This is a genomic window from Alsobacter sp. R-9, from assembly GCF_054612375.1.
Genome location: NZ_JBTSWJ010000002.1, coordinates 76,289 through 98,790 on the forward strand (window position 1 = coordinate 76,289; position 22,502 = coordinate 98,790).

General features: G+C 69.1%; 20 protein-coding genes. 13 read left to right on the forward strand and 7 right to left on the reverse strand.

The window, feature by feature from the left end:
• Nucleotides 1-12: 12 nt before the first annotated feature.
• The 8 genes from ACX9GQ_RS03035 (at nt 13) to ACX9GQ_RS03070 (ending at nt 9,157) form a co-directional block, all read left to right on the forward strand.
• Nucleotides 13-1,458, forward strand: a complete 1,446-nt coding sequence (locus ACX9GQ_RS03035) for a hypothetical protein (protein WP_459628062.1) — start codon at nt 13-15, stop codon at nt 1,456-1,458.
• A 19-nt stretch (nt 1,459-1,477) separates the two neighbouring features.
• Entirely contained in the window at nt 1,478-2,701 is a 1,224-nt protein-coding gene (locus tag ACX9GQ_RS03040) for an amidohydrolase family protein (protein ID WP_459628063.1), read from the forward strand.
• Nucleotides 2,702-2,703: 2 nt separating this feature from the next.
• The gene (locus ACX9GQ_RS03045; RefSeq protein ID WP_459628064.1) at nt 2,704-3,888 is read left to right on the forward strand and encodes a pyridoxal phosphate-dependent aminotransferase; all 1,185 of its coding nucleotides are present in this window, start codon (nt 2,704-2,706) and stop codon (nt 3,886-3,888) included.
• An 11-nt stretch (nt 3,889-3,899) separates the two neighbouring features.
• Nucleotides 3,900-4,952 carry a Gfo/Idh/MocA family protein gene (locus tag ACX9GQ_RS03050; protein WP_459628065.1) on the forward strand — a complete coding sequence of 351 codons (1,053 nt, stop codon included), beginning with the start codon at nt 3,900-3,902 and terminating at the stop codon, nt 4,950-4,952.
• Nucleotides 4,949-5,929, forward strand: coding sequence for an NAD-dependent epimerase/dehydratase family protein (locus tag ACX9GQ_RS03055; protein ID WP_459628066.1), 981 nt, complete (start codon nt 4,949-4,951; stop codon nt 5,927-5,929). Before ACX9GQ_RS03050 ends, ACX9GQ_RS03055 begins: the two co-directional genes overlap by 4 nt.
• On the forward strand, nt 5,926-6,915 hold the full coding sequence (locus ACX9GQ_RS03060; RefSeq protein WP_459628067.1) for an ABC transporter ATP-binding protein: 990 nt from the start codon (nt 5,926-5,928) through the stop codon (nt 6,913-6,915). The genes ACX9GQ_RS03055 and ACX9GQ_RS03060 overlap by 4 nt, the downstream gene beginning before the upstream one ends.
• A gap of 8 nt (nt 6,916-6,923) precedes the next feature.
• The gene (locus ACX9GQ_RS03065; protein WP_459628068.1) at nt 6,924-7,964 is read left to right on the forward strand and encodes an ABC transporter ATP-binding protein; all 1,041 of its coding nucleotides are present in this window, start codon (nt 6,924-6,926) and stop codon (nt 7,962-7,964) included.
• Between the two features lie 131 nt (nt 7,965-8,095).
• On the forward strand, nt 8,096-9,157 hold the full coding sequence (locus ACX9GQ_RS03070) for a Gfo/Idh/MocA family protein (protein WP_459628069.1): 1,062 nt from the start codon (nt 8,096-8,098) through the stop codon (nt 9,155-9,157).
• Between the two features lie 100 nt (nt 9,158-9,257).
• On the opposite strand, the gene ACX9GQ_RS03075 is transcribed toward ACX9GQ_RS03070, so the two are convergent.
• The 4 genes from ACX9GQ_RS03075 to ACX9GQ_RS03090 all read right to left on the reverse strand — a co-directional run bounded on the left by ACX9GQ_RS03075 (nt 9,258) and on the right by ACX9GQ_RS03090 (nt 13,526).
• Nucleotides 9,258-10,253 carry an ABC transporter ATP-binding protein gene (locus tag ACX9GQ_RS03075; protein WP_459628070.1) on the reverse strand — a complete coding sequence of 332 codons (996 nt, stop codon included), beginning with the start codon at nt 10,251-10,253 and terminating at the stop codon, nt 9,258-9,260.
• Entirely contained in the window at nt 10,250-11,227 is a 978-nt protein-coding gene (locus tag ACX9GQ_RS03080) for an ABC transporter ATP-binding protein (RefSeq protein ID WP_459628526.1), read from the reverse strand. Before ACX9GQ_RS03080 ends, ACX9GQ_RS03075 begins: the two co-directional genes overlap by 4 nt.
• A gap of 71 nt (nt 11,228-11,298) precedes the next feature.
• Nucleotides 11,299-12,480: a M24 family metallopeptidase gene (locus ACX9GQ_RS03085; protein WP_459628071.1), complete on the reverse strand. Its 1,182-nt coding sequence runs from the start codon at nt 12,478-12,480 to the stop codon at nt 11,299-11,301.
• Nucleotides 12,477-13,526: an Ldh family oxidoreductase gene (locus tag ACX9GQ_RS03090; protein ID WP_459628072.1), complete on the reverse strand. Its 1,050-nt coding sequence runs from the start codon at nt 13,524-13,526 to the stop codon at nt 12,477-12,479. The genes ACX9GQ_RS03085 and ACX9GQ_RS03090 overlap by 4 nt, the downstream gene beginning before the upstream one ends.
• 303 nt (nt 13,527-13,829) lie before the next feature.
• Here ACX9GQ_RS03090 and ACX9GQ_RS03095 point away from each other — a divergent pair, with 303 nt between their 5' ends.
• The 4 genes from ACX9GQ_RS03095 to ACX9GQ_RS03110 all read left to right on the forward strand — a co-directional run bounded on the left by ACX9GQ_RS03095 (nt 13,830) and on the right by ACX9GQ_RS03110 (nt 18,818).
• The gene (locus tag ACX9GQ_RS03095; protein WP_459628073.1) at nt 13,830-15,404 is read left to right on the forward strand and encodes an ABC transporter substrate-binding protein; all 1,575 of its coding nucleotides are present in this window, start codon (nt 13,830-13,832) and stop codon (nt 15,402-15,404) included.
• Nucleotides 15,405-15,510: 106 nt separating this feature from the next.
• Nucleotides 15,511-16,488: an ABC transporter permease gene (locus ACX9GQ_RS03100; protein ID WP_459628074.1), complete on the forward strand. Its 978-nt coding sequence runs from the start codon at nt 15,511-15,513 to the stop codon at nt 16,486-16,488.
• A gap of 13 nt (nt 16,489-16,501) precedes the next feature.
• Nucleotides 16,502-17,440 (forward strand): ABC transporter permease, encoded by a 939-nt coding sequence (locus tag ACX9GQ_RS03105; RefSeq protein ID WP_459628075.1) that lies wholly within the window; start codon nt 16,502-16,504, stop codon nt 17,438-17,440.
• 4 nt (nt 17,441-17,444) lie between these two features.
• Nucleotides 17,445-18,818 carry a M20/M25/M40 family metallo-hydrolase gene (locus tag ACX9GQ_RS03110; protein ID WP_459628076.1) on the forward strand — a complete coding sequence of 458 codons (1,374 nt, stop codon included), beginning with the start codon at nt 17,445-17,447 and terminating at the stop codon, nt 18,816-18,818.
• Nucleotides 18,819-18,917: 99 nt separating this feature from the next.
• Here the strand turns inward: ACX9GQ_RS03110 and ACX9GQ_RS03115 are convergent, their stop codons facing one another.
• Together ACX9GQ_RS03115 and ACX9GQ_RS03120 are read right to left on the reverse strand one after the other, a co-directional pair.
• A complete protein-coding gene (locus ACX9GQ_RS03115) occupies nt 18,918-19,664 on the reverse strand; it encodes a glycerophosphodiester phosphodiesterase family protein (protein ID WP_459628077.1) in 747 nt (248 codons plus the stop codon).
• Nucleotides 19,664-20,131 (reverse strand): RidA family protein, encoded by a 468-nt coding sequence (locus ACX9GQ_RS03120; RefSeq protein ID WP_459628078.1) that lies wholly within the window; start codon nt 20,129-20,131, stop codon nt 19,664-19,666. The genes ACX9GQ_RS03115 and ACX9GQ_RS03120 overlap by 1 nt, the downstream gene beginning before the upstream one ends.
• 183 nt (nt 20,132-20,314) lie before the next feature.
• Here ACX9GQ_RS03120 and ACX9GQ_RS03125 point away from each other — a divergent pair, with 183 nt between their 5' ends.
• Entirely contained in the window at nt 20,315-21,139 is an 825-nt protein-coding gene (locus ACX9GQ_RS03125; protein ID WP_459628079.1) for a cell envelope integrity EipB family protein, read from the forward strand.
• A 16-nt stretch (nt 21,140-21,155) separates the two neighbouring features.
• Here ACX9GQ_RS03125 and ACX9GQ_RS03130 read toward each other — a convergent pair whose 3' ends face one another.
• Nucleotides 21,156-22,496 (reverse strand): DNA polymerase IV, encoded by a 1,341-nt coding sequence (locus tag ACX9GQ_RS03130; RefSeq protein ID WP_459628080.1) that lies wholly within the window; start codon nt 22,494-22,496, stop codon nt 21,156-21,158.
• Nucleotides 22,497-22,502: the final 6 nt, after the last annotated feature.

Here is a 22,502-nt window from a genome sequence, read left to right on the forward strand (position 1 = left end):
AAGACCGGAACCATGAGCCAAGCCAACGCCAAGCCCGCCGGCGATCCCTTCGTCGGGATGCAGATCAGCCCGATCAGCTTCATCGACGAGGGCGTCGACACCGTCCTCGACACGCTGCAGAACCGGGTCGGGGTCAACGTGCTGCTGATCGGCACGATCTCGTGGCTCGGCCTCAAGGTGGGCCGGCGCATTTCCCACGCGCTGGAGGGCTGGCCCGACCACGGCGTGCCGGCGCCCTACACCATGCAGGGCGGCAGCTACATCCGCTCCCGGCCCGAGTACTACAACGACACCTTCATCAAGGAATTCGCCTCAGCCGACCCGGAGATGGGCGGGCAGGACATCCTCGAACTCGTGCTGCCCAAGGCCAAGGCGCGGGGCATGAAGGTGATCCCCGAGTTCATGGAGCCGCTGTTCAAGTACGCCGGCCATGGCTCGGCGGCGGCGGTGCTCATCCCCAACATGCCGCAGTGCCTGGAGATCGACCTGCTCGGCCGGGTGGCGGGCGAACCCTGCACGAGCAACCCGCACTACCGGAAATGGTGGCACGGCATCGTCGAGCAGCACTGCCGCAGCTACGACATCGACGGGATCATGTGGTGCAACGAGCGCAACAGCCCCCTCGACCGCATGCTGCAGGGCCAGGCGCCGGGCTGCTTCTGTCCGCACTGCCGGCGCGAGGCCGCCGAGCGCGGCATCGACGTGGAGCGGGTGAAGGTGGCGTTCCATGCCGTGTGGGACGTGGTGAAGGGCCTGCGGGCGGGAAAAACGTTTGCCGACAACTCCCTGATGGAGTTCATGCGCGTCCTGCTGCGCAACCCGGAGATCCTGCTCTGGGAGAAGCTGTGGCTGGAGCGCTCGAAGGACCTCGACCGGGAGCTCTACGGCATCACCAAGTGGTGCGATCCGAAGCTGTCCTTCGGCCTCAACGTCTGGAACCGCAACCACTTCAACCCGATGCGCAAGGCGCAGTGGGGCTGGGAGGAGCAGACGGATTACGCCGACTGGGTGAAGCCGATCACCTACCAGCACCAGTCCGGCCACATCTTCGCGAAGGAGATGGAGCACTATCGCCGGACGATCCTGCGCGACTTCGACGCCAACGACTTCACGCCCGCCATGTATTCCATCCTCGGGCTCGACGAGGCGCCGTGGGGCGAAGTCATCCAGAAGGGCATGGACCCTGACACCTACGTCTACGGCCAGTGCGCGGACGCCGTCCGCGGCTGCGCCGGCAAGGCCAAGGTCTACATGGGCATCGGCGTCGATGCGCCGCGCGAGCGCAAGGACCAGGCCGTGTGTACGCCGGACATCGTCTACCGCAGCGTGCTGGCGACCTACCGGGCCGGCGGGGAGGGGATCGTCTATTCGCCCAACTACGCCGGCATGAACCTCACCAACCTCGACGGCGGTGCGCGTGCGCTCGAGGAACTCGGCCTGAAGCCGCGCGCGAACTGACGACACGAGGGAGGACACGATGCCCGAACAGGCGCCCTGGCGGTTCCAGAAGATCATCCGGCCCATGGTCGACATCGCGCCCGAGCACGTCGTGCTCGTCGGCCGCGTGCTGACCTGCGTGGGCGACGAGGTGATCGAGAACGGCTTCGTCGAGATCGAGGGCAAGGCGATCAAGCGGGTCGGCAGGGTCTCGGACCTCGGCGCCACGGCGGCGCGTGTGATCGAGACGGGCGGCACGATCCTGCCCGGGCTCATCCAGAGCCACGGGCACCTCGCCTGGGACGGCATCCACGACCTCGCCGCCCAGTCGATGGACGATCCGCCGGAGATCGCCGCCTACAAGTGCGCCAGCAACATGCTCATCAACCTGAAGGCGGGCGTCACCACCTTCCGCGACCTGGGCGTGAACCGCACGAACCTCTTCGCCAAGCAGGCCGTCGCGCAGGGCATCTTCCCCGGCCCGCGCCTGCTCGTCTGCGGCCAGGCGATCGTGCAGACGGGCGGCCACACCTACTGGTGCTGCCGCGAGGCCAGCGGGCCGGACGAGATGCGCCGGGCCGTGCGCGAGCAGGTGAGGGGCGGGGCCGACCTCATCAAGATCATGGCCTGCCACGACACGCTCGAGTTCACCGACGCGGAACTCGAGGCGGTGATCGACGAGAGCCACCGCAACCGGCTGCCGATCACGGCGCACGCAACCTACGACGCCTGCATCAACCGCGTGGTGCGCTTCGGCATCGACGTCGTCGAGCACGGCGGCTCGATGAGCGAGGAGACGATCGGGCTTCTCAAGGAGAAGAACGTACCCATTGTCACGACCTTCGCGCCCGTGGTGGTGCAGAGCCAGCCGGAGATTGCGCGCAAGTTCAACATTCCCGAGTGGAAAATCGCGGAGCGGCAGAAGGCGGTGGCCGACCCCAAGCGCTACGAAGGCCTCGTCAACGCGGCCAAGGCCGGCGTGACAATCGCCTTCGGCACCGACTGCGGCAGCCCGGCCGTCGCCCATGACGTCATCGCGCCGGAACTCAAGTTCATGGTCAAGGTGGGCGTGAAGAAGGACGCCTACGATGCGATCCGCAGCGCCACGGTGGTGGCGGCGGGCATCAACAAGCTCAAGCAGGTCGGGACGCTGCAGGACGGCATGTTCGCCGACGTGATCGTCGTCGACGGCAACCCGCTCGTCGACCTCGACGACATCGCGAAGGTCCGGATGACCTTCCTCGAAGGCAAGCGGATGATCTGACGATGAACGAGACTTCTCCCCGGCTGATGCGGTCCCTGTCGAAGCGCATCCGCGCTCACGACGAGAGCTACCGCACCAAGATGCTCGCCATGGCGGCGGGCCTGCCCGACGTCATCGCCATGGGTCGCGGCGACCCGGACTTCCACACGCCGAAGCACATCGTCGAGGCGGCCAAGAAGGCGATCGACGAGAACCAGCACCACTACACGCTTCCGGCCGGCCTGCCGCAGCTGCGCCAGGCAATCGCCGACACGCTCCGCAAGGAGAACGGGCTCGACTACGGCGCCGACGAGGTCGTCGTCACCGCGGGCACGCAGGAAGCAGTCATGCTGTGCATGCTCGCCCTCATCGACGAGGGCGACGAGGTGCTGATGCCGACCCCGCGCTTCACCTCCTACGACACGGCGGTGGAGATGTGCGGCGGCGTCTGCGTCGACGTGCCGACGGTCGAGGCGTCCGACTTCGCGCTGGTTCCGGCCGAGATCGAGAAGCGCATCACGCCGCGCACGAAGGTCCTGGTCCTCATCACGCCCAACAACCCGACCGGAGCCGTCACGCCGCCGTCCGCGGTGCGCGAGATCGCCGAGATCTGCAAGCGCCGCGACATTGTCGTGATCTCGGACGAGATCTATGCGCGCATCATCTTCGAGGGCAGCGAGCACCTCTCCATCGGCACCTTGCCGGGGATGAAGGAGCGCACCATCACGATGAACGGCTTCTCGAAGTCGTACGCCATGACGGGCTGGCGTGTCGGCTACGTCGCCGCGCCAGCGCCGGTCGTGGCCCGCCTGACGGAGCCTCGGCACACGCTCTCGATCAACGCCAACACCCCGGCCCAGTGGGCTGCACTCGCCGCGCTGACAGGGCCGCAGGAGCCGGTCGACGCCATGGTGCGCGCCTATGCCGAGCGCCGAGCCTACATGATGGAGGCCCTCGACGAGCTCGGCTTCACGTACGGGCATCCCGGCGGCGCGTTCTACGTCTACGCCAATGTCGAGAAGAGCGGACGCGCGGCGCCGGACTTCTGCGAGCGGCTGCTCAAGGAGGCGCGGGTCCTCGTCTTCCCCGGCACGCTGTTCGGGGACAAGGACGACCGCTACATCCGCCTCAGCCTGCTGCAGCCGGTCGAGCGCATCCGCGAGGCGGTGGCCCGTCTCCACGCGGCGAAGTCCCGCATCTTCGCCTAGGCTGACGCACCATGACCTTCCGGCTTCTCCAGATCGGGCTCGGCAACCGCGGCGGCATGTGGGCCGACATCGTCGCCTCGAAGCCCCATGTGGAGATCTCCGGGGTCATGGATCTCGATCCGGCGCGGCTGGAGGCCTTCGCCGCCCGCCATCCGGGTCCGAGGGGCTTCTCGTCCCTCGACGAGGCGCTCGCGGCGGGCGGCTACGACGCGGCGCTGCTCGTGACGCCGCCGGACGGCCATCTCGACCAGGCCCGGCGGATCTTCGCCGCCGGGCTGCCGCTTCTCGCCGAGAAGCCGCTGGCCACGACGCTCGCGGATTCCGCGGAGATCGTGCGGCTGGCCGAACAGCACGGGTTGCCGCTGACGGTGGGGCTCAACTTCCGGTACCTGCCCGTCACGCAGGCGATCCGCGACCTCGTCGCGCGCCGCGTCTACGGCGAGCCCGGCTTCGGGCAGTTCACCTACCAGCGAAACCGCGACGGCATGCGGCCGGGGCTCAACAAGTATCCTCTGACCATGCGCCACCCGATGATGCTGGAACAGAGCGTGCATCACCTCGACCTCATCCGGTTCGCCTATGGCCGGGAGGTGGAGGCGGTCACGTGCCGGACCTGGAACCCGTCGTGGTCCATGTACGCCCATGCCGCGAACGTCTCCTGCCTGCTGACGATGGAGGGAGGCATGGAGGTAAACTACCTGGGGACGTGGACGGGCGGCTGGAACGAGATGCGCTTCGAGTGGCGCACGGATTGTGCCGGCGGCGTCATCGTCCAGCGCGAGCTCTTTGCCGACCTCGCCGCGGCGACGACGGGTGACGCGGCGCTGACGCCGGTGCCGATCGCCGACGAGAAGCCGTTCTTCGACGACACGGCGCATCTTCTCGACGCCTTCATCGCCGCCATGCGGGACGGGACGCCGCCACCCTGCGACGGACGCGACCACCTGCGCACGCTGGCGCTCTGCTTCGCCGCCATCGAGAGCGACGACACCGGCCGTCGGGTGTCGCTGTCGGAGTTCATGGACCGTCAAGGCCTCTCCGACCTCGCGGGGCCGGCGTCATGACGGTGCTCGTCACCGGTGCGGCGGGCTTCGTCGGCTGCCATCTCATCGAGGCGCTGGCCGCCGCCTTTCCCGATTCTCCCATCGTGGCCGCGGACGCGGAGGCGCCTGATCCTGTCGCGCGCCAGGTCTGGAGGGGACTTGGCCGGCGACTGATCCCGGCCGCGGTGGACGTGACGGACCGGGCAGCCGTGGCCGGGCTCGTCTGGCGGCACCAGCCTGCCGTGATCGTCCACGCAGCGGCCGTCACGCCGACCCCGGCGCAGGAGCGCGCGTCGCCGATGCGGGTCATGGACGTCAATCTCGGCGGGCTCGCCAACATGCTCGACGTCGCGGGCGTCGTGCCCGGCGTCAGGCGGGTGATCTTCCTGTCGTCGACCGGCGTGTTCGGCCCCGGCGTGTCGGTGGACGAGCCCTGCGCCGAGACGGTCGATCCCCGCCCGTCGAACCTCTACGGTATCTCCAAGCGGGCCGGGGAGGACCTCGTGCGCCGCTGGGGCGAACTGACCGGCATCTCGGCGACCAGCCTCCGGCTGGGCTCCGTGTTCGGGCGGCATGAGCGCAAGACGCCCAAGCGCGGCCGGACCAGTTCGATCGCTCGCCTGGTGGCTGCGGGTCGGAAGGGACGCACGGCCAAGGTGCATGGCGGGGCGATCGTACGCGACTGGCTCGACGGCGATGATCTCGGGGCCGCCGTGGCCCGTGTCGCGACAGCCTACGCCGTCGGCCACCCGCTCTACCACGTCGTGGGGCCACGGGTGCCCTTCGCCGCCATCGTCGAGATGCTGGAGGCGGCCGGCATCTCCGCCCGCTGGGTCGACGATCCTAAGCTCGCCGACGTCGCCCTGCTCGAAGCCGACGTCCGGGCCTTCGTCTCGCCGGCCCGTTTCGAGAACGAGTTCGGCCCAATCGCCCGGACCCCGATGGAGGCGGCTCTCGGGCGCCTGGTGCTCGAGCCCGTCGGCGAGGCAGCGGAATGAGCGCGCTTCTCGAGGTCGAGGACCTGTCCGTGACGTTCGCGTCGCAGGGCGACCTCGTGCGGGCAGTGGATGGCGTCTCGTTCTCGCTCGATCGCGGCGAGACGCTCGGGATCGTCGGTGAATCCGGGTCGGGCAAGTCCGTGACCGCGCTGGCCGTCATGGGGCTGATCCGCCCGCCGGGGCGCATCCCGACGGGGCGGATCCTGTTCGAGGGGCAGGACCTGCGCACGGTTCCCGCGGAGGCCATGCGCTCCCTGCGCGGGCACGGCATCGCCATGGTGTTCCAGGACCCCATGACCTCGCTGAACCCGGTGCTCACCGTGGGCCGGCAGCTGACAGAGGTGATGGAGGTTCATCTCGGCCTCACGCCGACCCAGTCGCGCCGCCGCGCGGCGGAACTGTTGTCGCTGGTCGGCATCCCCGCGGCCGAGAGCCGCCTCGACGACTATCCCCACCGCTTCTCGGGCGGCATGCGGCAGCGCGTCATGATCGCGATGGCCGTCGCGTGCGGTCCGCGCCTCCTCATCGCCGATGAACCCACCACGGCGCTCGACGTGACGATCCAGGCCCAGATCCTCGACCTGCTGCGGTCGCTGCAGGCTGAACTCGGGATGGCGCTGATCCTCATCACCCACGATCTCGGGGTCGTGGCGGGGATGGCCGACCGGGTGAACGTGATGTACGCTGGGCGCATCGTGGAGGAGGGGCCGACGGAGTCGATCTTCGAGACGCCGCGCATGCCCTACACGATGGGGCTCCTCCAGTCCGTGCCGCGGCTCGACCGCCCCGAGGACACGCGCCTCGTGCCGATCCCGGGCCTGCCCCCGGCCGGCTCCCCGGGCGCAGGGCGCTGCAGCTTCCTGCCCCGGTGCCGGTACGCCGGCGAGCCGTGCCGTACCGCGGTGCCTGCCCTGAGGGAGGCGGGCCCAAGCCATCGCGTCGCGTGCTGGTTCGATCCGGAAGTGGCGCTGGAGGCCGAGGCATGAGCGGGGCAATGACCGCCAGGCCGCTCCTCGACGTGCGTGGGCTCGAGGTCCACTTCCCCGTGACCAAGGGATTCATCCTCGAGCGGCGCGTCGGCACCGTGAAGGCGGTCGACGGGGTTTCGTTCTCGATCGAGCGCGGCACGACGCTCGGACTCGTGGGGGAGAGCGGCTGCGGCAAGTCGACCGTGGGGCGCGCCATCCTGCGGCTCGTCGAGCCGACGGCCGGCACGATCCTGTTCGACGGGACGGACCTCGCGACGCTGGACCCGGAGGCACTGCGGCAGGTGCGCCGGCGGATCCAGATGATCTTCCAGGACCCCTATGCCAGCCTCAACCCGCGCATGAGCATCGGGGAGGCGCTCGCCGAGCCGATCCGCCTCCACGGCCTGAGGCAGGGCGATGCGGCGGTGAAGGAGCGGGTCCGGGAGCTTCTCGGGCTCGTCGGCCTCGATCCGGCCTATGCGGCCCGCTATCCGCACGAGTTCTCCGGCGGGCAGCGCCAGCGTGTCGGCATCGCCCGGGCGCTCGCCTGCGAGCCGGACCTGATCGTCTGCGACGAGCCCGTCTCGGCCCTCGACGTCTCGATCCAGGCGCAGGTGATGAACCTGCTGCAGGACCTCCAGCGGCAGCTGGGCCTCACCTACCTCTTCATCGCCCACGGCCTCAACGTCGTGCGCCACATCAGCGACCGGGTGGCGGTGATGTATCTCGGGCGGATCGTGGAGATCGGCGACCGCCGCCCGCTCTATGCCGACCCGCATCATCCCTACACCCGGGCTTTGCTGTCCGCCGTGCCGGTTCCCGATCCGCGCATCGAGCGGAAGCGGCGGCGGATCATCCTGCAGGGCGACGTGCCGAGCCCCCTCGATCCGCCCCCCGGATGCCGGTTCCAGACGCGGTGCCCGGTGGCGCAGGATCGCTGCCGGCGGGAGGATCCACCGCTCGTCGCCCTGGCAGAGGGCGCGCCCGCCGTGGCCTGCTGGCGGGCCGCGGAAGTCCCGGTACTACTCCCGCACGCCGTGGCGCCCGTTGCCGCGACGTCGGCATGAGCGGCCCGTCGCCGCTGCGTCCGCGTCTGCTCGGCCATAGCCGAACCGGGTGCCGGGAGCTTGTCGCCTAACGTCGTCGTAGCCCCGGGCCGCAGTGCAGGCACAATTCGGGGCGGTTGAGGGAGGACACCATGAAGGTCGGGATCATCGGGGCGAGCTTCGCCAAGGCGGCTTACCTGCCAGCGCTGCGCCACGTGGAGGGGGCGGAGGTCGTCGCCGTGGCCAGCGCGCGCCTCGCCAGCGCCGAGGCGGCCGCCAAGGCCTTCGGCGTGCCGCACGCCTACGACGACTGGCGCCACATGCTGAACCACCACCGGCTGGACCTCGTCTGCATCGCCACGCCGACGGTGACGCACGCCGAGATGACGCTGGCGGCCCTCGATGCCGGCGCCCACGTGCTGTGCGAGAAGCCGACCGCCATGAACGCGGCCGAGGCCCGCGCCATGCTGGACCGGGCCGAGACGCTCGGGCGTGTCCACATGATCGACCATGAGCTGCGGTTCAATCCGAACCGGAGGAAGGTGAAGTCGCTGATCGATGCCGGCGCCATCGGCGCCGTGCGGCACGTGGCGATCTCGAACGTCGTCCCTGCCTGGGGTGATCCCGCGTCCCGCGCCAAGGGCGACTGGTGGTCGCTCGCCAGCCAGGGCGGCGGGCGCCTCGGTGCCAACGGATCGCACCAGGTCGATCTCGTCCGCTGGTGGTTCGGCGAGGTCGGCGCCGTCGACGGCCTGATGCGCACGATGGTCCCCAACCGCGTCGACAAGGCCACGGGCGAGGCCTGGACGGCCGATGCCGACGATTTCTGCACCTTCACGTTGGAGATGGCCTCCGGACCGCTCGTCCAGATCCTGATCAGCGCGGTCGCCCGCCACGGTCTCGACAACACGACGCAGATCTTCGGCAGCGAAGGCACGATCCTGCTCCACAACACCGGCGAGAAGCTGCTGCTCGGCAAGCCGGGGGCGGCCTTCGAGGAGGTGCAGGTGGAGGATCCGAACGCCTCGCTCCCCGGGCTGAACCCGGGGATCTGGAACGTGTCGGTGGTCGGGGTCATGCGCGAGCTCGCCGCCGCGATCCGCGAGAAGCGGCCCGTCCGCGAGGGCGCGACCTTCTGGGACGGCTGGCGCAACCAGCTGGTGCTTGACGCGGTCGCGCAATCGAGCCGCGAGCGGCGGTGGGTGTCGCTCTGACGGGAGCGAAGCTGGCCGGTACCTTTCTGCATCGCGGTGCTGAAAAAGAACGCGCCCACAATGGGCGCGCTCCCATCCGTGAAGCCCTCCGGGGCCGAGGCTATTGCCGGATGCACGCCGCCAGGTGACCCGCGCCACGCTCCGTGAGCGGCGGCACGACCTCGCCGCACTCCTTCGTTGCCACCGGGCAGCGCGTGCGGAAGACACAGCCCGACGGCGGGTTGAGCGGGGAGGGGATGTCGCCCTGCAGGATCACGCGCTCGCGCCGGATGGTCGGGTCCGGGATCGGGACGGCGGACAGCAAGGCCTGCGTGTAGGGATGCCGGGGGTTCGTGTAGAGGTCGCGGGCTGAGGCGATCTCCATGATCCGGCCGAGATACATCACCGCGACGCGGTCGGAGATGTACTCCACGATCCCGAGGTCGTGGGCGATGAAGAGCAGGGTCAGGCCGAACTCCTGCTTCAGGTCCTCGAGCAGGTTGACCACCTGGGCCCGGATCGAGACGTCGAGCGCGGAGACCGGCTCGTCGGCGACGAGAAACGAGGGCTTCACGGCGAGCGCCCGGGCGATGCCGATGCGCTGGCGCTGGCCGCCGGAGAACTCGTGCGGGTAGCGCCGCGCGTGGGCCGGGGCGAGTCCGACCCTCACGAGGAGGTCGGCGATGCGCTCCTCGCGCTCCCGGCCCTTGGCGAGACCGTGGATGTCGATGGCCTGGCCGACGATCTCGCCCACGGTCATGCGGGGGTTGAGCGAGGCGAAGGGGTCCTGGAAGACGATCTGCATCTGCCGGCGCATCCGGCGCATGTCCTCCGGAGCCAGCGTCGTCACCTCGACGCCACCGAACAGGACGGAGCCGGAGGTCGGCTCGATCAGCCGCAGGATGGAGCGGCCGACCGTGGTCTTGCCCGAGCCGGATTCCCCGACGAGGCCGAGGACCTGCCCGGCGCCGATGTCGAAGGACACGTCCTGGACGGCCTTCACCTGCGCCACGACGCGTGAAATGAGGCCGCCGTGGACGGGGAACTCCTTGACGAGGTTGCGGACGGAGAGGAGCGGCTCGGCCGGTCCGGGCGTCGGGGCGAGGGCGGCGCTCATGCGGGGACCGTCTCCGAGGCGATGGCGCGCCAACGCGCGCAGCGGACCATGTGGCCGCCGCCGCTGTCCTCGAGCGGCGGGATGGCCATCGTGCAAACGTCCGAAGCGAACGAGCAGCGCGGCGCGAAGGCACAGCCGGGCGGTGGGCGCAACAGATTGGGCACGGTCCCGGGGATGCTCTCGAGCCGCCGGCGCTCGCCCGCGCGGTCGAGGCGCGGGATCGAGTTCATCAACGCCCGCGTGTAGGGCATGCGCGGTCGGGCGAAGATGTCGCGGACGTCCCCCTCCTCGACGACGCGGCCCGCATACATCACGACGACCCGGTCCGCCATTTCCGCCACGACCCCGAGGTCATGGGTGATGAAGAGGATCGACATGCCGAGCTCGCGCTGGAGCTTGCGCATCAGGTCGAGGATCTGGGCCTGGATCGTCACGTCCAGCGCGGTCGTCGGCTCGTCGGCGATGAGCAGCTTGGGCCGGCAGCAGAGCGCCATGGCGATCATCGCGCGCTGGCGCATGCCGCCCGACATTTGGTGCGGGTAGTTGTCGATGCGACGGCGGGGGTCGGGGATGCCGACGAGGTCGAGCATCTCGACCGCGACCTCGCGCGCGGCGCGCTTGTCCTTCTTCTGGTGCAGGGCGACGGCCTCGGCGATCTGGTCGCCGATGGTCTTCACCGGATTGAGGCTCGTCATCGGCTCCTGGAAGATCATGCCGATCTCGTTGCCGCGCACCGCCCTGATCTCCGCGCCGGACATGGCGAGGAGGTCGCGGCCATCAAACGTGATGGACCCGCCGACGATGGCGCCGGGCGGTGGGATCAGCCGCATGATCGACAGGCTCGTCACGGACTTGCCGGAACCCGATTCCCCGACGACGGCGACCGTCTCGCCACGCCCGACGTGGAAGCTGACGCCGTCGACCGCCTTGACGACGCCGTCCTCCGTCCGGAAATGCGTCTGGAGGTCCCGCATGGCGAGCAGCGGCGCCGCGGTCGCCCCGACCTGCGCCTGGACGGTCTCGCTCGCTCGGGCCACGGCCCCGCTCACAGCACGATCACCCTCTGCTCCCACGGATGGTCGGACAGGAACCGGCTCGGCAGTTCGACGCCATCCTCGCCGACGATCATCGTATTGATCGTGCGCCAGCCGTCGATCCCCGGCCGGTAGAGGCCGGGCTCGTTGGAGAACACCATGCCCACCTCGACGCGCGTGTCGTCGCCCGGCGCCAGCCACGGCGCCTCGTGGCCCTCGATGCCCATGCCATGGCCGATGCGGTGGCGAATCGCATCGCCGAATCCGGCCTTCCGGATCTCGCCGAGGGCGGCGTCGTTGACGGCGGTGCAGGCGACGCCCGGCCGGAGCGCGGCGATGGCGGCGTCGTTGCAGGCCTGCATGGCGTCCATGCAGCGGCGCTGGTCGGCGGTGGGCTCGCCCAGCACGAAGGTCGCGCCGCTCTCGGCATGGTAGCCGCCCAGCGAGGCGCCGATGCCGGCGATCATCGTGTCGCCCGGCTCAGGCCTGCGCGCCATCGTCTTGCCGTGGGGGAGGGCGCCGCGGGGCCCCGTATGGACCGTGCCCACGACGTGGAACTTGGTGTGGCCGAAGGCAACGCCGTGGTCCCGCTTGAGCGCGGCTGAGGCGACGCCGACGCCATGGGACAGGATGTCGAGTTCCGTCCCGCCGTCCCGGACGATCGCGGCCGTGTCGGCGAGGATCGCCTCGAGGCACAGGTCGGCGTAGGCGGCCGCGCACCGGGCGAGAGCCAGTTCCTCCGGCTCCTTCACGAAGCGCTGGCGCTCGACCATGTCGGTCACATGGAGGCGCTCGAGCCCGTCGCGCGCCGCCTCCACAAGGCGGACGGGCAGGGTGTCGACCGCGAGACGCCGCGCTCCGCACGCGCCGATCATCCAGAGCACGGGGTGCACGACGCCGGGAAACTCCTCATAGGTCCGGACGTCGCGGATCCAGCCCGCCTCGGCGTTCTCCTTCTCCAGGAGCGGGACGAACAGCACGGGGTCGCCATCGACCGGAACATAGGCCCCGATCGGCCGTTCGTTGGCCGAGTGGAAGAAGCCTGTGGCGTAGACGACGTTCCCTGTGCCGAGCATCAAAAGCCCGTCGACGCCCTCACGCGCCATCGTTGCCCGGAGTTTCGCCTGCACGCGCTCATAGAACGGGCGGGTGAGCGCCGGCGGAGCCGCAGCGACGGGCGATCCCGGGATCATGCTGCCTCCCTCTTCAGGGAAAAGGGCACCTGCAGGTCCCGCGCCAACGCCTCGAGGTCCTCGTAGACGAGCCGGTCGAGAGGGACGCCGCGGGACCGCTTCTCCGTCTCGCGCCGATGTTCCAGTTCCCCCGGCACGAGCACCTCCCGGAAGCCGGGGCGCAGGCGGCTCGTGCGGATGTCGTCGATGAGCCGGGCCATCCGGGCCTCGAAGTCCGCCAGGGGCATGAACCAGCCGATGTCGAGCGCGACGAAGGTGTGCGCGACGTCCTGACGGCCGGGATCGGAGTAGGGCGCGCGGCCGAAGGCGCCGCCGGACAGGACGCCCGTCATCACGTCCGTCATCAGCGACAGGCCGTAGCCCTTGTACTGGCCGATCCCGAGGAGGGCGCCCTGCATGGCCGCCGCCGGATCGTCGGTTTCGTGGCCCTCGGGGGTGAGTGCCCAGTCGAGCGGCATGGGCCGCCCCTCGCGCTCGTGCCAGCGCATCATGCCCTTGCCGGCGGTGGTGAGGGCGATGTCGAGAATCACCGGGAAGCCGCGCCCGCCCGGCGCGCCGATCGACCAGGGGTTGGTGCCGACCATCGGGGTGGCTCCGCCCCACGCGGCCATCTCGGGACCCGCGTTGGTGAAGGCGACGCCGATGCAGCCGGCATCGACGGCCTGGTGCGCATGCACCGCCGATGAGCCGTAGTGCGTGCTGCCGCGCACGACCACCGTGCCGATGCCGCATTGCCTCGCCTTGGCGACGGCGAGACGCATGGCCCTGATGCCGGTGACGCTGCCCAGCCCGTTGTGCGCATCGACGAGGGCCAGCGCCGGGCTTTCCTTCACGATCTCGAACGCAGAGTTTGGATCGATGACGCCTGCCGCAAGGCGATCGCGGTAGGCGCGCAGGCGGCGCACGCCCTGGCCCTGGCCGGGATGAAAACGCAGTTCGCTGTAGACGAGGGCGTGGGCGGTGAGCTGCGACTGTTCGTCGCTCAACCCCATCGCCCGGAAGGCGGCACGGGCAAATGCCTGCAGCGCCTCGACGTCGACGGTCACGGTCTCGATTTCGTGTGGGTCAGCAGATCGTTCTGGCAAGGCGCTTGCTTCGCCACCGGGCGCAGGAAGTCTGTCCGTGGTCACGCTGGGTCCTGTCCGTCAGCACTCAGGGAACGAGCGCGGTCCCGCATTGCAAAGCGGAGCCAACGGCTATTAGACTGTAGAAATGTATAACAATGCACAAGGGGTCGGCGACGGATTTCCGGGACCGCTCCGCGGCATGACGGCAACGGCCGGCACGGCGCAGAGGGGGTGCCGCAGCCGCCGATCCACTCCTCCCCCGCAACGCACGGAGACGTCTCCATGACGCGCAGGACAGGCTCGATCACCCGGCTGGCGGCCATGCTGGCCGGCGTCGCGGCGGTGCCGGCCATCGCCCTGGCCCAGGCCCCGAGCGCCAACACGCTGGTGATCGGCTACGGCACGGATGCCAGCACGCTCGACCCCGACGACATCAGCTCGCGCGACACCGCCAACATTGCGCAGCACATCTTCGGCACGCTCTTCCAGATCACCGAAGAGGGCAAGATCGTGCCCTACCTCGCGGAGTCCTACACGGAGTCCGAGGACGGCACGAAGCTGACCTTCAAGCTCAACTCCGGCCTGACCTGCCACGACGGCGAGGCGCTGACGGCGGAGGACGTCGTCTACTCGTTCAAGCGCGCCGCCGACCCGAACATGAAGTTCACGGGCAACACGCCGGGCTTCGTGTTCTCGTCGCTGGGCTACAAGGACGCCCGCGTGGTCGACGACCTGACCGCCGAGATCTCGATCGCGAAGTACAACCCGATCGCGCTCGGCATGGTCGCGGAGGTCTACATCCACTGCAAGGACAGCTACGAGAAGATGACCAAGGAGCAGGCGGCGCAGAAGCCGATAGGCTCCGGGCCGTACAAGTTCGTCGAGTGGGTCCGTTCCGACAGGATCGTCATCGAGAAGGTCCCGGGCTTCAAGCTGCGGCCCGCCAACTTCGACAAGGTGGTCTGGCGCGTCATTCCGGAGGCGTCGACCCGCACGGCCGAGCTTCTGGCCGGCAACGTCGACATCATCACCAACGTCGCGCCCGACCAGATCGCCACGGTCAACAAGAGCACCAAGGCGAAGGTCGCGCCGGTGAGCGGCACCCGCCGCATCTACATCGGCTTCAACCAGAAGGACATTTTCGCCAACACCCCCGGCGGCAAGGCGATCCAGAACCCGGCCGTGCGCCGCGCGCTGCAGTATGCGGTCGACGTGCCGGCGATCTGCGAGCAGCTGCTCAACACGACCTGCAAGCGGGCCACGGGCCTCGTGAACCCGCCGAACGACAACCCCGAGCTGCAGCCGTATCCCTTCGATCCGAAGATGGCCGAGAAGCTGCTCGACGAGGCGGGCTATCCGAAGAAGGACGGCGTGCGCTTCGAGATCACGCTGCAGTCCCCGCGCGGCCGCTATCTCAACGACGCCAACGTGGCGCTCGCCGTGGGCCAGTACCTCACCGACGTCGGCGTGAAGACCAAGGTCGAGCTGATGGAGTGGGCCTCGGTCTACACCCCGCTCATCCGCAAGAAGGAAGCCGGCCCGATGTTCCTGCTCGGCTCGGGCGGCGGCACGTGGAACGCGCTCTACGACATGGCCGACCTGTCGACCCCGTCGGCCGGCACGAACTACACCAACTGGGATGATCCCGACTTCTTCTCGGGCTGGGCCGAGCTCGCCACCAAGAAGCCGCTCGAGGAGCAGCGCAAGACCATCAACCGCATGCTGAAGGTCTTCTACGAGAAGGGGCCGTGGCTGCTGATGTACTTCCAGCCCGACTTCTACGGCGTGAGCACGCGCATCGACTGGAAGCCCCGCCGCGACGAGAAGATCTACATCAACGAGGCGAAGCTGAAGTAACCCGACGGAGCCCGGGCCGCCGGCGCAGGGCGTCGGCGGCCATGGCCCGCTCGCGGCTCCGCGGATCACTCCGCGGCGGCCGCATTTCGCCTCGCGAGACACCCGCATGTGGACCTATGTCGGCCGACGGCTGATCCAGAGCGTCTTCGTCATCATCGGGGTGACGGTGATCACCTTCTTCGCGCTGCATCTGGGGGGAGATCCCACCTTCCTCTATGTCAGCGAACGGGCGACCGCCGAGGAGATCGCTCAGACGCGTGCCAAGCTCGGCTTCGACCGGCCGCTTCCGGAGCAGTACCTGACCTTCGTGCTGGGCCTCCTGCGCGGCGACCTGGGCGACTCGCTGACCTACAAGACCTCGGCGCTCGACGTCATCGCCCTGCATTTCCCGGCGACGGTCGAGCTGACGCTGGTCGCCATCGTCCTCGCCATCGCGGTCGCCGTGCCCCTCGGCATCCTCGCGGCGCTGAAGCGCGGGACCGCCATCGACGGCGGCATCATGACGCTCGCCATGCTCGGACAATCCATGCCGAGCTTCTGGCTCGGAATCATGATGATCCTCTTCATCGGCCTGGGCCTCGGCTGGCTGCCGATCTCGGGACACGTCCCCGTGCTGGAACCGCTGCTCGCCGGCGAGTTCGCCAAGGCGTTCCGCAACATTCCCGAGGCGCTCACCTATGTCATCATGCCGGCGCTGACGGTGGCGTTCTTCTCCATCTCGCGGAATGCCCGCCTCGTCCGATCCTCGATGCTCGAGGTGCTGGGGCAGGATTTCATCCGCACGGCGCGCGCCAAGGGGCTCGCCGAGGGCGACGTCGTCGTCGGCCATGCCCTTCGCAATGCCTGGTTGCCGGTGGTGACCATGATCGGCCTCGAGTTCGGCTTCATGCTGTCGGGTGTCGTCGTGGTCGAGACCATCTTCTCATGGCCGGGCCTCGGACGCCTCGTCTTCAACGCTATCAACCAGCGCGACATCCCGCTGGTGCAGGCGGCGGTGGTGGTGTTCGCCATCACCTTCGTGACGCTCAATCTCGTCGTCGATCTCATCTACGCGCGGCTCGACCCGCGCATCAGGCTCACGTGAGGAGGCCGTGGCCGTGACCTCCGAACCCCTTGCCGCATCAACCGCGACCTCCGACATCGTCGACGGCGTCCGCGAGAACCGGCGCCGCATGGCCCGGCGCGCCTGGCGAAGCCTCCTGCGCGCGCGCTGGCCGGTGCTGGCGCTCATCATCCTCGCCATCGTTGGGGTCGCGGCGGCAGTCGGCCCGTCCTTCGCGCCGCGCGACCCCAACCGGCAGGCCATCATGGCGCGGCTCAAGCCGCCGATGGCCCTGGATCGGCAGGGGAACGTCGAGTACGTGCTCGGCACCGACGCGCTGGGACGCGACGTTCTGTCCCGGCTCATCTATGGCGCGCGCATTTCCGTGGTGGTGGGCCTCGCCGCCGTGGTGATCGGCGGCATCCTCGGAACGGTCCTCGGCCTCGTCGCCGGCTATTTCGGGGGGTGGATCGACGACGTCATCATGCGGGTGGCGGATATCCAGCTCGCCTTTCCCTTCGTGCTCCTCGCGATCATGTTCCTGATCGTGCTGGGGCCGGGGGTTTGGAACCTGATCATCATCCTCGGCATCGGGCAGTGGGTGACCTATGCCCGCATCGCGCGCGGGCAGACCATCGCGCAACGCGAGAAGGAATACGTCGACGCGGCCCGGGCGCTGGGCGCGCGCACCTCGACGATCCTCTTCCAGACCATCCTGCCCAACATTCTCGCGCCGCTCACCGTGATCGCGTCGTTCAACGTGGCGAGCGTCATCCTGTCGGAGGCGGCGCTGTCCTTCCTCGGGCTCGGCGTTCCGCCGACGGTTCCCACCTGGGGCGGGATGCTGGCCGAGAGCCGCGAGCAGCTGCTGGCCGGGCGCTGGTGGCTGGCGATCTTCCCGGGCGTCGCCATCATGGCGACCGTCCTCTCCTTCAACATCCTGGGCGACTGGCTGAGGGACTTCCTCGACCCGCGCCTGCAGACCACGGGCTGAAACCATGGCCGCAGACCCCATGCAGGACATCTACGACTGGATCGACGCGCACGCCGGGGAGGCGATCGCCGACCTGCAGGAGCTGGTGCGCCAGCCGAGCATCTCGGCCCAGAAGGTCGGGCTCGAGGAGTGCTGCGAACTGGTGCTGCGCCAGATGAAGCGCGACGGGCTCGACGCGCACCGGCACGAGCTCGACGGCGGGCCGCCGATCATCGTCGGCCACATGACGACGCCGCGCTCGAAGAAGACGATGCTCTGCTACTCGCACTATGACGTGCAGCCGCCGGAGCCCATCGAGGCGTGGAGCCACGGCGGGCCATGGTCGGGCGCCATCGTCGACGGTGTGCTCTACGGGCGCGGGGCGACCGACAACAAGTCCGGCGTGCTGGCCTTCAACAAGGCCGCCAAGGCGTTCCTCGCGGTGCGCGGCGAACTGCCGGTGAACCTCAAGTTCATCATCGAGGGAGAGGAGGAGATCGGCTCGCTCCATCTCGGGCCGTGGGTGGAGAAGAACAAGCAGCTCCTAGAGGCCGACGGCATGCACTGCCTCGACGGATCGGTCGACACCTCGACGCTGCTGCCCGACATCGACCTCGGCCTGAAGTCGGTGCTCTTCGTCGAGCTCATCGCGCGCGGCGCCAAGTCGGACGTCCACTCGCTGAACTTCCCGCTGCTGCCGAGCCCGGCCTGGGACATCGTGCGGGCGCTCAACACCATCATGGACGAGAACCGGCGGATCCTCATCGAGGGCTGGTACGAGGGGCTCTACGAGCTCGACGCCGACGACGAGCAGGAACTCGTCGACAAGGCGAAGCGCGTGAACCTGCAGGACATGCGCGACGAGTGGGGGATCAAGGAGTTCGCGCTGGGCCGCGACGGCGTCGAGGCCATCCGCGCGCGCACCTACGAGCCGACCGCCAACATCCAGGGCCTCGTCGCCGGCTACACGGGACCCGGCATGAAGACCATCGTGCCCAACGAGGCACGGGTGAAGATGGATTTCCGCCTGATCCCGAACATCCAGCCCGACAAGGCGATCGAGCGGCTCAAGGCCCACCTCGTGAAGCACGGCTTCGGGCACCTCGAGGTGCAGTACCGCATGAACGCCGAGCCGCCCTACAAGATCTCGGTGCGCGAGAGCATGGCGCAGGCGATCATCGCGGCGGCGACCAAGGTGTATGGCGAGGTGCCCATCGTGAACGGCGTCTCCGCCGAAGGCACGATCCTGCGCCACGTCTGGATCCCGTGCGTGCTGACGGGCTTCGCCAACCCCGGCGCCAATCTCCACGCGCCCGACGAGAACATCACCGTCGAGAGCTACATCAAGGGGATCAAGTACGCGGCTGCGATCATGGAGGAGTTCGGCAAGACGGGCTGAATTCGCAACCGCTGCGCGCAGACGGAACGATCAGCCCGCGCCGGCTGTGATGGGCAGGAGCCGGCCAGACCCGGAGGCGCCGGCTCCCCCTGGACACCATCAGGGCACGAAGCCCTCGAAGACCATCTGGTCGGCGTGCGTCGCCGCCAGCGCCCGGTGCTCGGGCGTGCGGACCGTCCACGTCATGACGGGAAGGCCGATGGCCTTGCGCGCCAGGAAGGGGACCGCCGTGTCGAGATCCTTCACCTGCCACGAGAGGAAATCCGGCTTCATGCTCTCGTAGAGCAGGAGATTCCGCAGTTCCTGGCGACGGCGCTGGGAGAGGTGTGACCAGTCCTTGTCGTGGTAGTCGTTCTCGCCCACGAAGCCGCGGGGATGGTGCGGGGCGAGATCGCGCAGAGCCGAGACCACGTCCGGATCGAAAGACTTCAGCGCCACGGGCCCGGCATAAGCCTTCACGACCTCGGCCGTGCGGCGGGCGAGGCGCAGGTCGCCGTCGAACGCGCTCTTGATCTCGCAGACGAGCGGGACGCGGCCGGCGAGGACGGCGAGGAAGTCGGCGAGCGGGGTGATCCGGTCGGCCGTGCCCTTCATCGGGATGGCAGCGAGCTCGGCCGCGGTCTTATCGACGACCTTCCCGGTGCCCTCGGTCAGGCGCTCGAGCCCGAAGTCGTGGAACACCACGGCCTCGAGGTCGCGGGTGAGCTGCACGTCGCACTCAATGGCGAACCCGCGCTCGATGGCGGCACGGGCTGCGCCGACGGTGTTCTCGATGACGCCCTTGTCCCGGACATGCAGGCCGCGATGGGCGATGGGCCTCGCCGTCAGCCAGGCGGGGGTCGGCATCAGGCCACCTCGAACATGGCTTCGACCTCGACGACCGCGTCCATCGGGAGTTCGGCGACGCCCACTGTCGTGCGGGCGTGCCGGCCCTTGTCGCCGAGGACCGCGACCATGAGGTCGGACGCGCCGTTCATCACGGCGGGGATCGTCGCGTAGGTCGGGACGCAGTTCATGAACCCGCCGAGGCGCACGCAGCGATGGATCGAATCGAGATTGCCGAGTGCCAGGCGGGCCTGGGCAAGCAGGTTGATGGCGCACAGGCGCGCGGCCGCGTAGCCCATCTCGGCCGAGACCTCTGCGCCGAGCTTTCCCTTGTGTTCCGGCGCCAGCTTTCCGTCGGCGCCGAGGCACAGCTGGCCGGAGATGACGAGCAGGGAGCCCGTGCGCACGAAGGGCACGTAGTTGGCCACCGGCGGCACGGGAGAAGGCAGCGTGATGCCGAGTTCGGCGAGCTTGGCGTCGATGCTCATGGGAATCCTCGGAGGGAAGCGGACGGAACGGGCGCCGCGGCGGGCGCGCCGACCGTTGTCGCGCATCGGCCCGGCGGCGGCAAGACGGTCCGGGTGAGGGCCGGCGATGCCGCCGCATTGTCGCCGTCCTCCGGGAGCCCTAATCTTTCCGAAGCGGCAAGGGGCCGCCCCCGGGAGTCATCCATGCGATCTGCGCCGTTCGTCACCCTCGTCGCAGCAGTCGCGGTGTTCGCCGCCGTGCCGGCGCTGGCGGGGCAGCAGGTGTCGCTGGCCTCCCACCGGGCCGTCTACGAGCTGTCGCTGGCCGACGGTGCGACGAGCAAGACCATTGAGGGGGCGCGAGGGCGCATCCTCTACGAGTTCACCGGGAGTGCGTGCGAGGGCTACGCCCAGACGTTCGGTCAGGTCGTCGAACTGTCCGGAGGGGACATCGGCACGCGCGTCACCGCCACGCGATCGACCACCTTCGAGGACGGCGACGGAGGCACGCTTCGCTTCAACACGCAGAACCGCGATGCGTCCGGCGATACCGACGAAACGGACGGTACCGCCGAGCGCAAGGCGGGCGCCATCAAGGTGACGCTGCGCAAGCCCGAGAAGAAGTCTCTCGACCTGACCGAGGCGCTCTTTCCCACCGCCCACATCAAGGCCGTGATCGAGGCGGCGCGGGCTGGCGAGACGACGTTCTCCGCCAACGTCTATGACGGGTCCGAGAAGGGCGTGAAGTACTACGAGACCTTCGCCGTCATCGGAAAGCCCGTTGCGGAAGGCGCCGAGGCGGTCGAGGAACCGCTGAAGGCTGCGGGCTGGGACAAGGTGCCCCGCTGGCCGGTCTCGATCAGCTATTTCGAGCCGGGCGCGTCCAACCAGACGCCGGTCTACGTCGTCTCCTTCGAGCTTCTGGACAACGGCGTGTCCCGCAAGCTGAAGCTCGACTACGGCGAGTTCGCCCTCAAGGGCGACATGACCCGGCTTGAGACTCTCAAGGCGAACCCCTGCGACAAGTGATGCGCAGGCATCTGGGTCAGTCGGCGTCGCGCTCCTTCGCCTTTGCCTGCCGCGCGCCGAAGACGAGCCCGCGCTGGACGGCGTCGCTGCCGAACCGCTCGCGCAGCCGGTCGATGGCCCGTTCCATCGTCGCGTGACGGGCGGAGCCCGTATCGACGAGGTCGCCCCGATCGGCCTCCTCGGCGGGAGCGAGATCGGAGGCACCGATCCCGATCAGCCTGAAGCGCGTCCCGTCGATCTCCGCGGCGAGGAGCTCCCGCCCGATCTCGTAGATGCGCGAGGACAGCTGGGTCGGCGGAAAGCCCGACCGCGCCCGTGTCCGGGTGCGGAAGTCGGCGGTCTTCAGCTTCAGGGTGATTCCGCGGGCGGCGAAATCCGCCCGTCGCAGCCGCAGCGCGACCTTCTCGCTGAGCTGCAGAAGGATCGGCAGCAGCGTGTCCAGGCCGCCGATGTCCTCGTTGAAGGTCGTCTCGGCCGAGATGCTCTTGGTGTCCCGCTCCGGCTCCACGCGCCGGCTGTCCCGGCCGAAGGCGAGCCGCGCAAGGCGCAGCCCCTCCTCGCCGTATCGTCGGGCCATCTCGGCCTCGTCGCGTCGCTGGATGTCGCCGACCGTGCGGATGCCGTCACGCGCCAGCCGCTCCTGGGTGACCCGGCCGACGCCCGGAATGATGCCGACGGGCTTGTCCGCGAGGAACGACACCACCTCCGCGCGGCCGATCACCGCGAAACCGCGCGGCTTGTCGAGGTCCGACGCGATCTTGGCGAGGAACTTGTTGTAGGAAAGGCCCACCGACACCGTGAGGGCGAGCTCGTCCTCGACCTTCCTGGCGAAGCGGGCGAGGACGACGTCCGCGCTTGCACCGTGGAGCCGGCGCGTCCCCTCGAGGTCGAGGAACGCCTCGTCGATGGAGAGCGGCTCCACCAGCGGGGTCAGGTCGCGCATCATCTGGCGGATCTGCCGGCCGACGGTGGCGTACTTCTCCATGTTCGGCTTGATCACGACGGCGTCGGGACACGCCTTCAGCGCCTTGAACATCGGCATGGCCGAGCGCACGCCGTAGGTGCGGGCGATGTAGCACGCCGTCGAGACGACCCCCCTCCGTCCGCCCCCCACGATCACGGGCTTGTCGACCAGCGAGGGATCGTCCCTCTTCTCCACGGCGGCGAAGAAGGCGTCGCAGTCGATGTGCGCGATCGAGAGCTCGCCGCGTTCAGGATGGCGGAGGAGGCGAGGGGAGCCGCAATGGGGGCAGCGCGAGAGGGCGGCCGAGCCCTCCTTGAGGCAGTCGCGGCAGAACGGCGCCGGGGTGGGCGTGCTGCCGCCGGCGGCCTCGGCTCCGGGCGCCTCGACGGTCATGCGCTC

Bases quoted from the DNA above. Each gene is read 5' to 3' on its own strand.
- ACX9GQ_RS03035 (WP_459628062.1), top strand. From the start codon at position 13: ATGAGCCAAGCCAACGCCAAGCCCGCCGGCGATCCCTTCGTCGGGATG.
- ACX9GQ_RS03040 (WP_459628063.1), top strand. From the start codon at position 1,478: ATGCCCGAACAGGCGCCCTGGCGGTTCCAGAAGATCATCCGGCCCATG.
- ACX9GQ_RS03045 (WP_459628064.1), top strand. From the start codon at position 2,704: ATGAACGAGACTTCTCCCCGGCTGATGCGGTCCCTGTCGAAGCGCATC.
- ACX9GQ_RS03050 (WP_459628065.1), top strand. From the start codon at position 3,900: ATGACCTTCCGGCTTCTCCAGATCGGGCTCGGCAACCGCGGCGGCATG.
- ACX9GQ_RS03055 (WP_459628066.1), top strand. From the start codon at position 4,949: ATGACGGTGCTCGTCACCGGTGCGGCGGGCTTCGTCGGCTGCCATCTC.
- ACX9GQ_RS03060 (WP_459628067.1), top strand. From the start codon at position 5,926: ATGAGCGCGCTTCTCGAGGTCGAGGACCTGTCCGTGACGTTCGCGTCG.
- ACX9GQ_RS03065 (WP_459628068.1), top strand. From the start codon at position 6,924: ATGACCGCCAGGCCGCTCCTCGACGTGCGTGGGCTCGAGGTCCACTTC.
- ACX9GQ_RS03070 (WP_459628069.1), top strand. From the start codon at position 8,096: ATGAAGGTCGGGATCATCGGGGCGAGCTTCGCCAAGGCGGCTTACCTG.
- ACX9GQ_RS03075 (WP_459628070.1), bottom strand. From the start codon at position 10,253: ATGAGCGCCGCCCTCGCCCCGACGCCCGGACCGGCCGAGCCGCTCCTC.
- ACX9GQ_RS03080 (WP_459628526.1), bottom strand. From the start codon at position 11,227: ATGCGGGACCTCCAGACGCATTTCCGGACGGAGGACGGCGTCGTCAAG.
- ACX9GQ_RS03085 (WP_459628071.1), bottom strand. From the start codon at position 12,480: ATGATCCCGGGATCGCCCGTCGCTGCGGCTCCGCCGGCGCTCACCCGC.
- ACX9GQ_RS03095 (WP_459628073.1), top strand. From the start codon at position 13,830: ATGACGCGCAGGACAGGCTCGATCACCCGGCTGGCGGCCATGCTGGCC.
- ACX9GQ_RS03100 (WP_459628074.1), top strand. From the start codon at position 15,511: ATGTGGACCTATGTCGGCCGACGGCTGATCCAGAGCGTCTTCGTCATC.
- ACX9GQ_RS03110 (WP_459628076.1), top strand. From the start codon at position 17,445: ATGGCCGCAGACCCCATGCAGGACATCTACGACTGGATCGACGCGCAC.
- ACX9GQ_RS03115 (WP_459628077.1), bottom strand. From the start codon at position 19,664: ATGCCGACCCCCGCCTGGCTGACGGCGAGGCCCATCGCCCATCGCGGC.
- ACX9GQ_RS03120 (WP_459628078.1), bottom strand. From the start codon at position 20,131: ATGAGCATCGACGCCAAGCTCGCCGAACTCGGCATCACGCTGCCTTCT.
- ACX9GQ_RS03125 (WP_459628079.1), top strand. From the start codon at position 20,315: ATGCGATCTGCGCCGTTCGTCACCCTCGTCGCAGCAGTCGCGGTGTTC.
- ACX9GQ_RS03130 (WP_459628080.1), bottom strand. From the start codon at position 22,496: ATGACCGTCGAGGCGCCCGGAGCCGAGGCCGCCGGCGGCAGCACGCCC.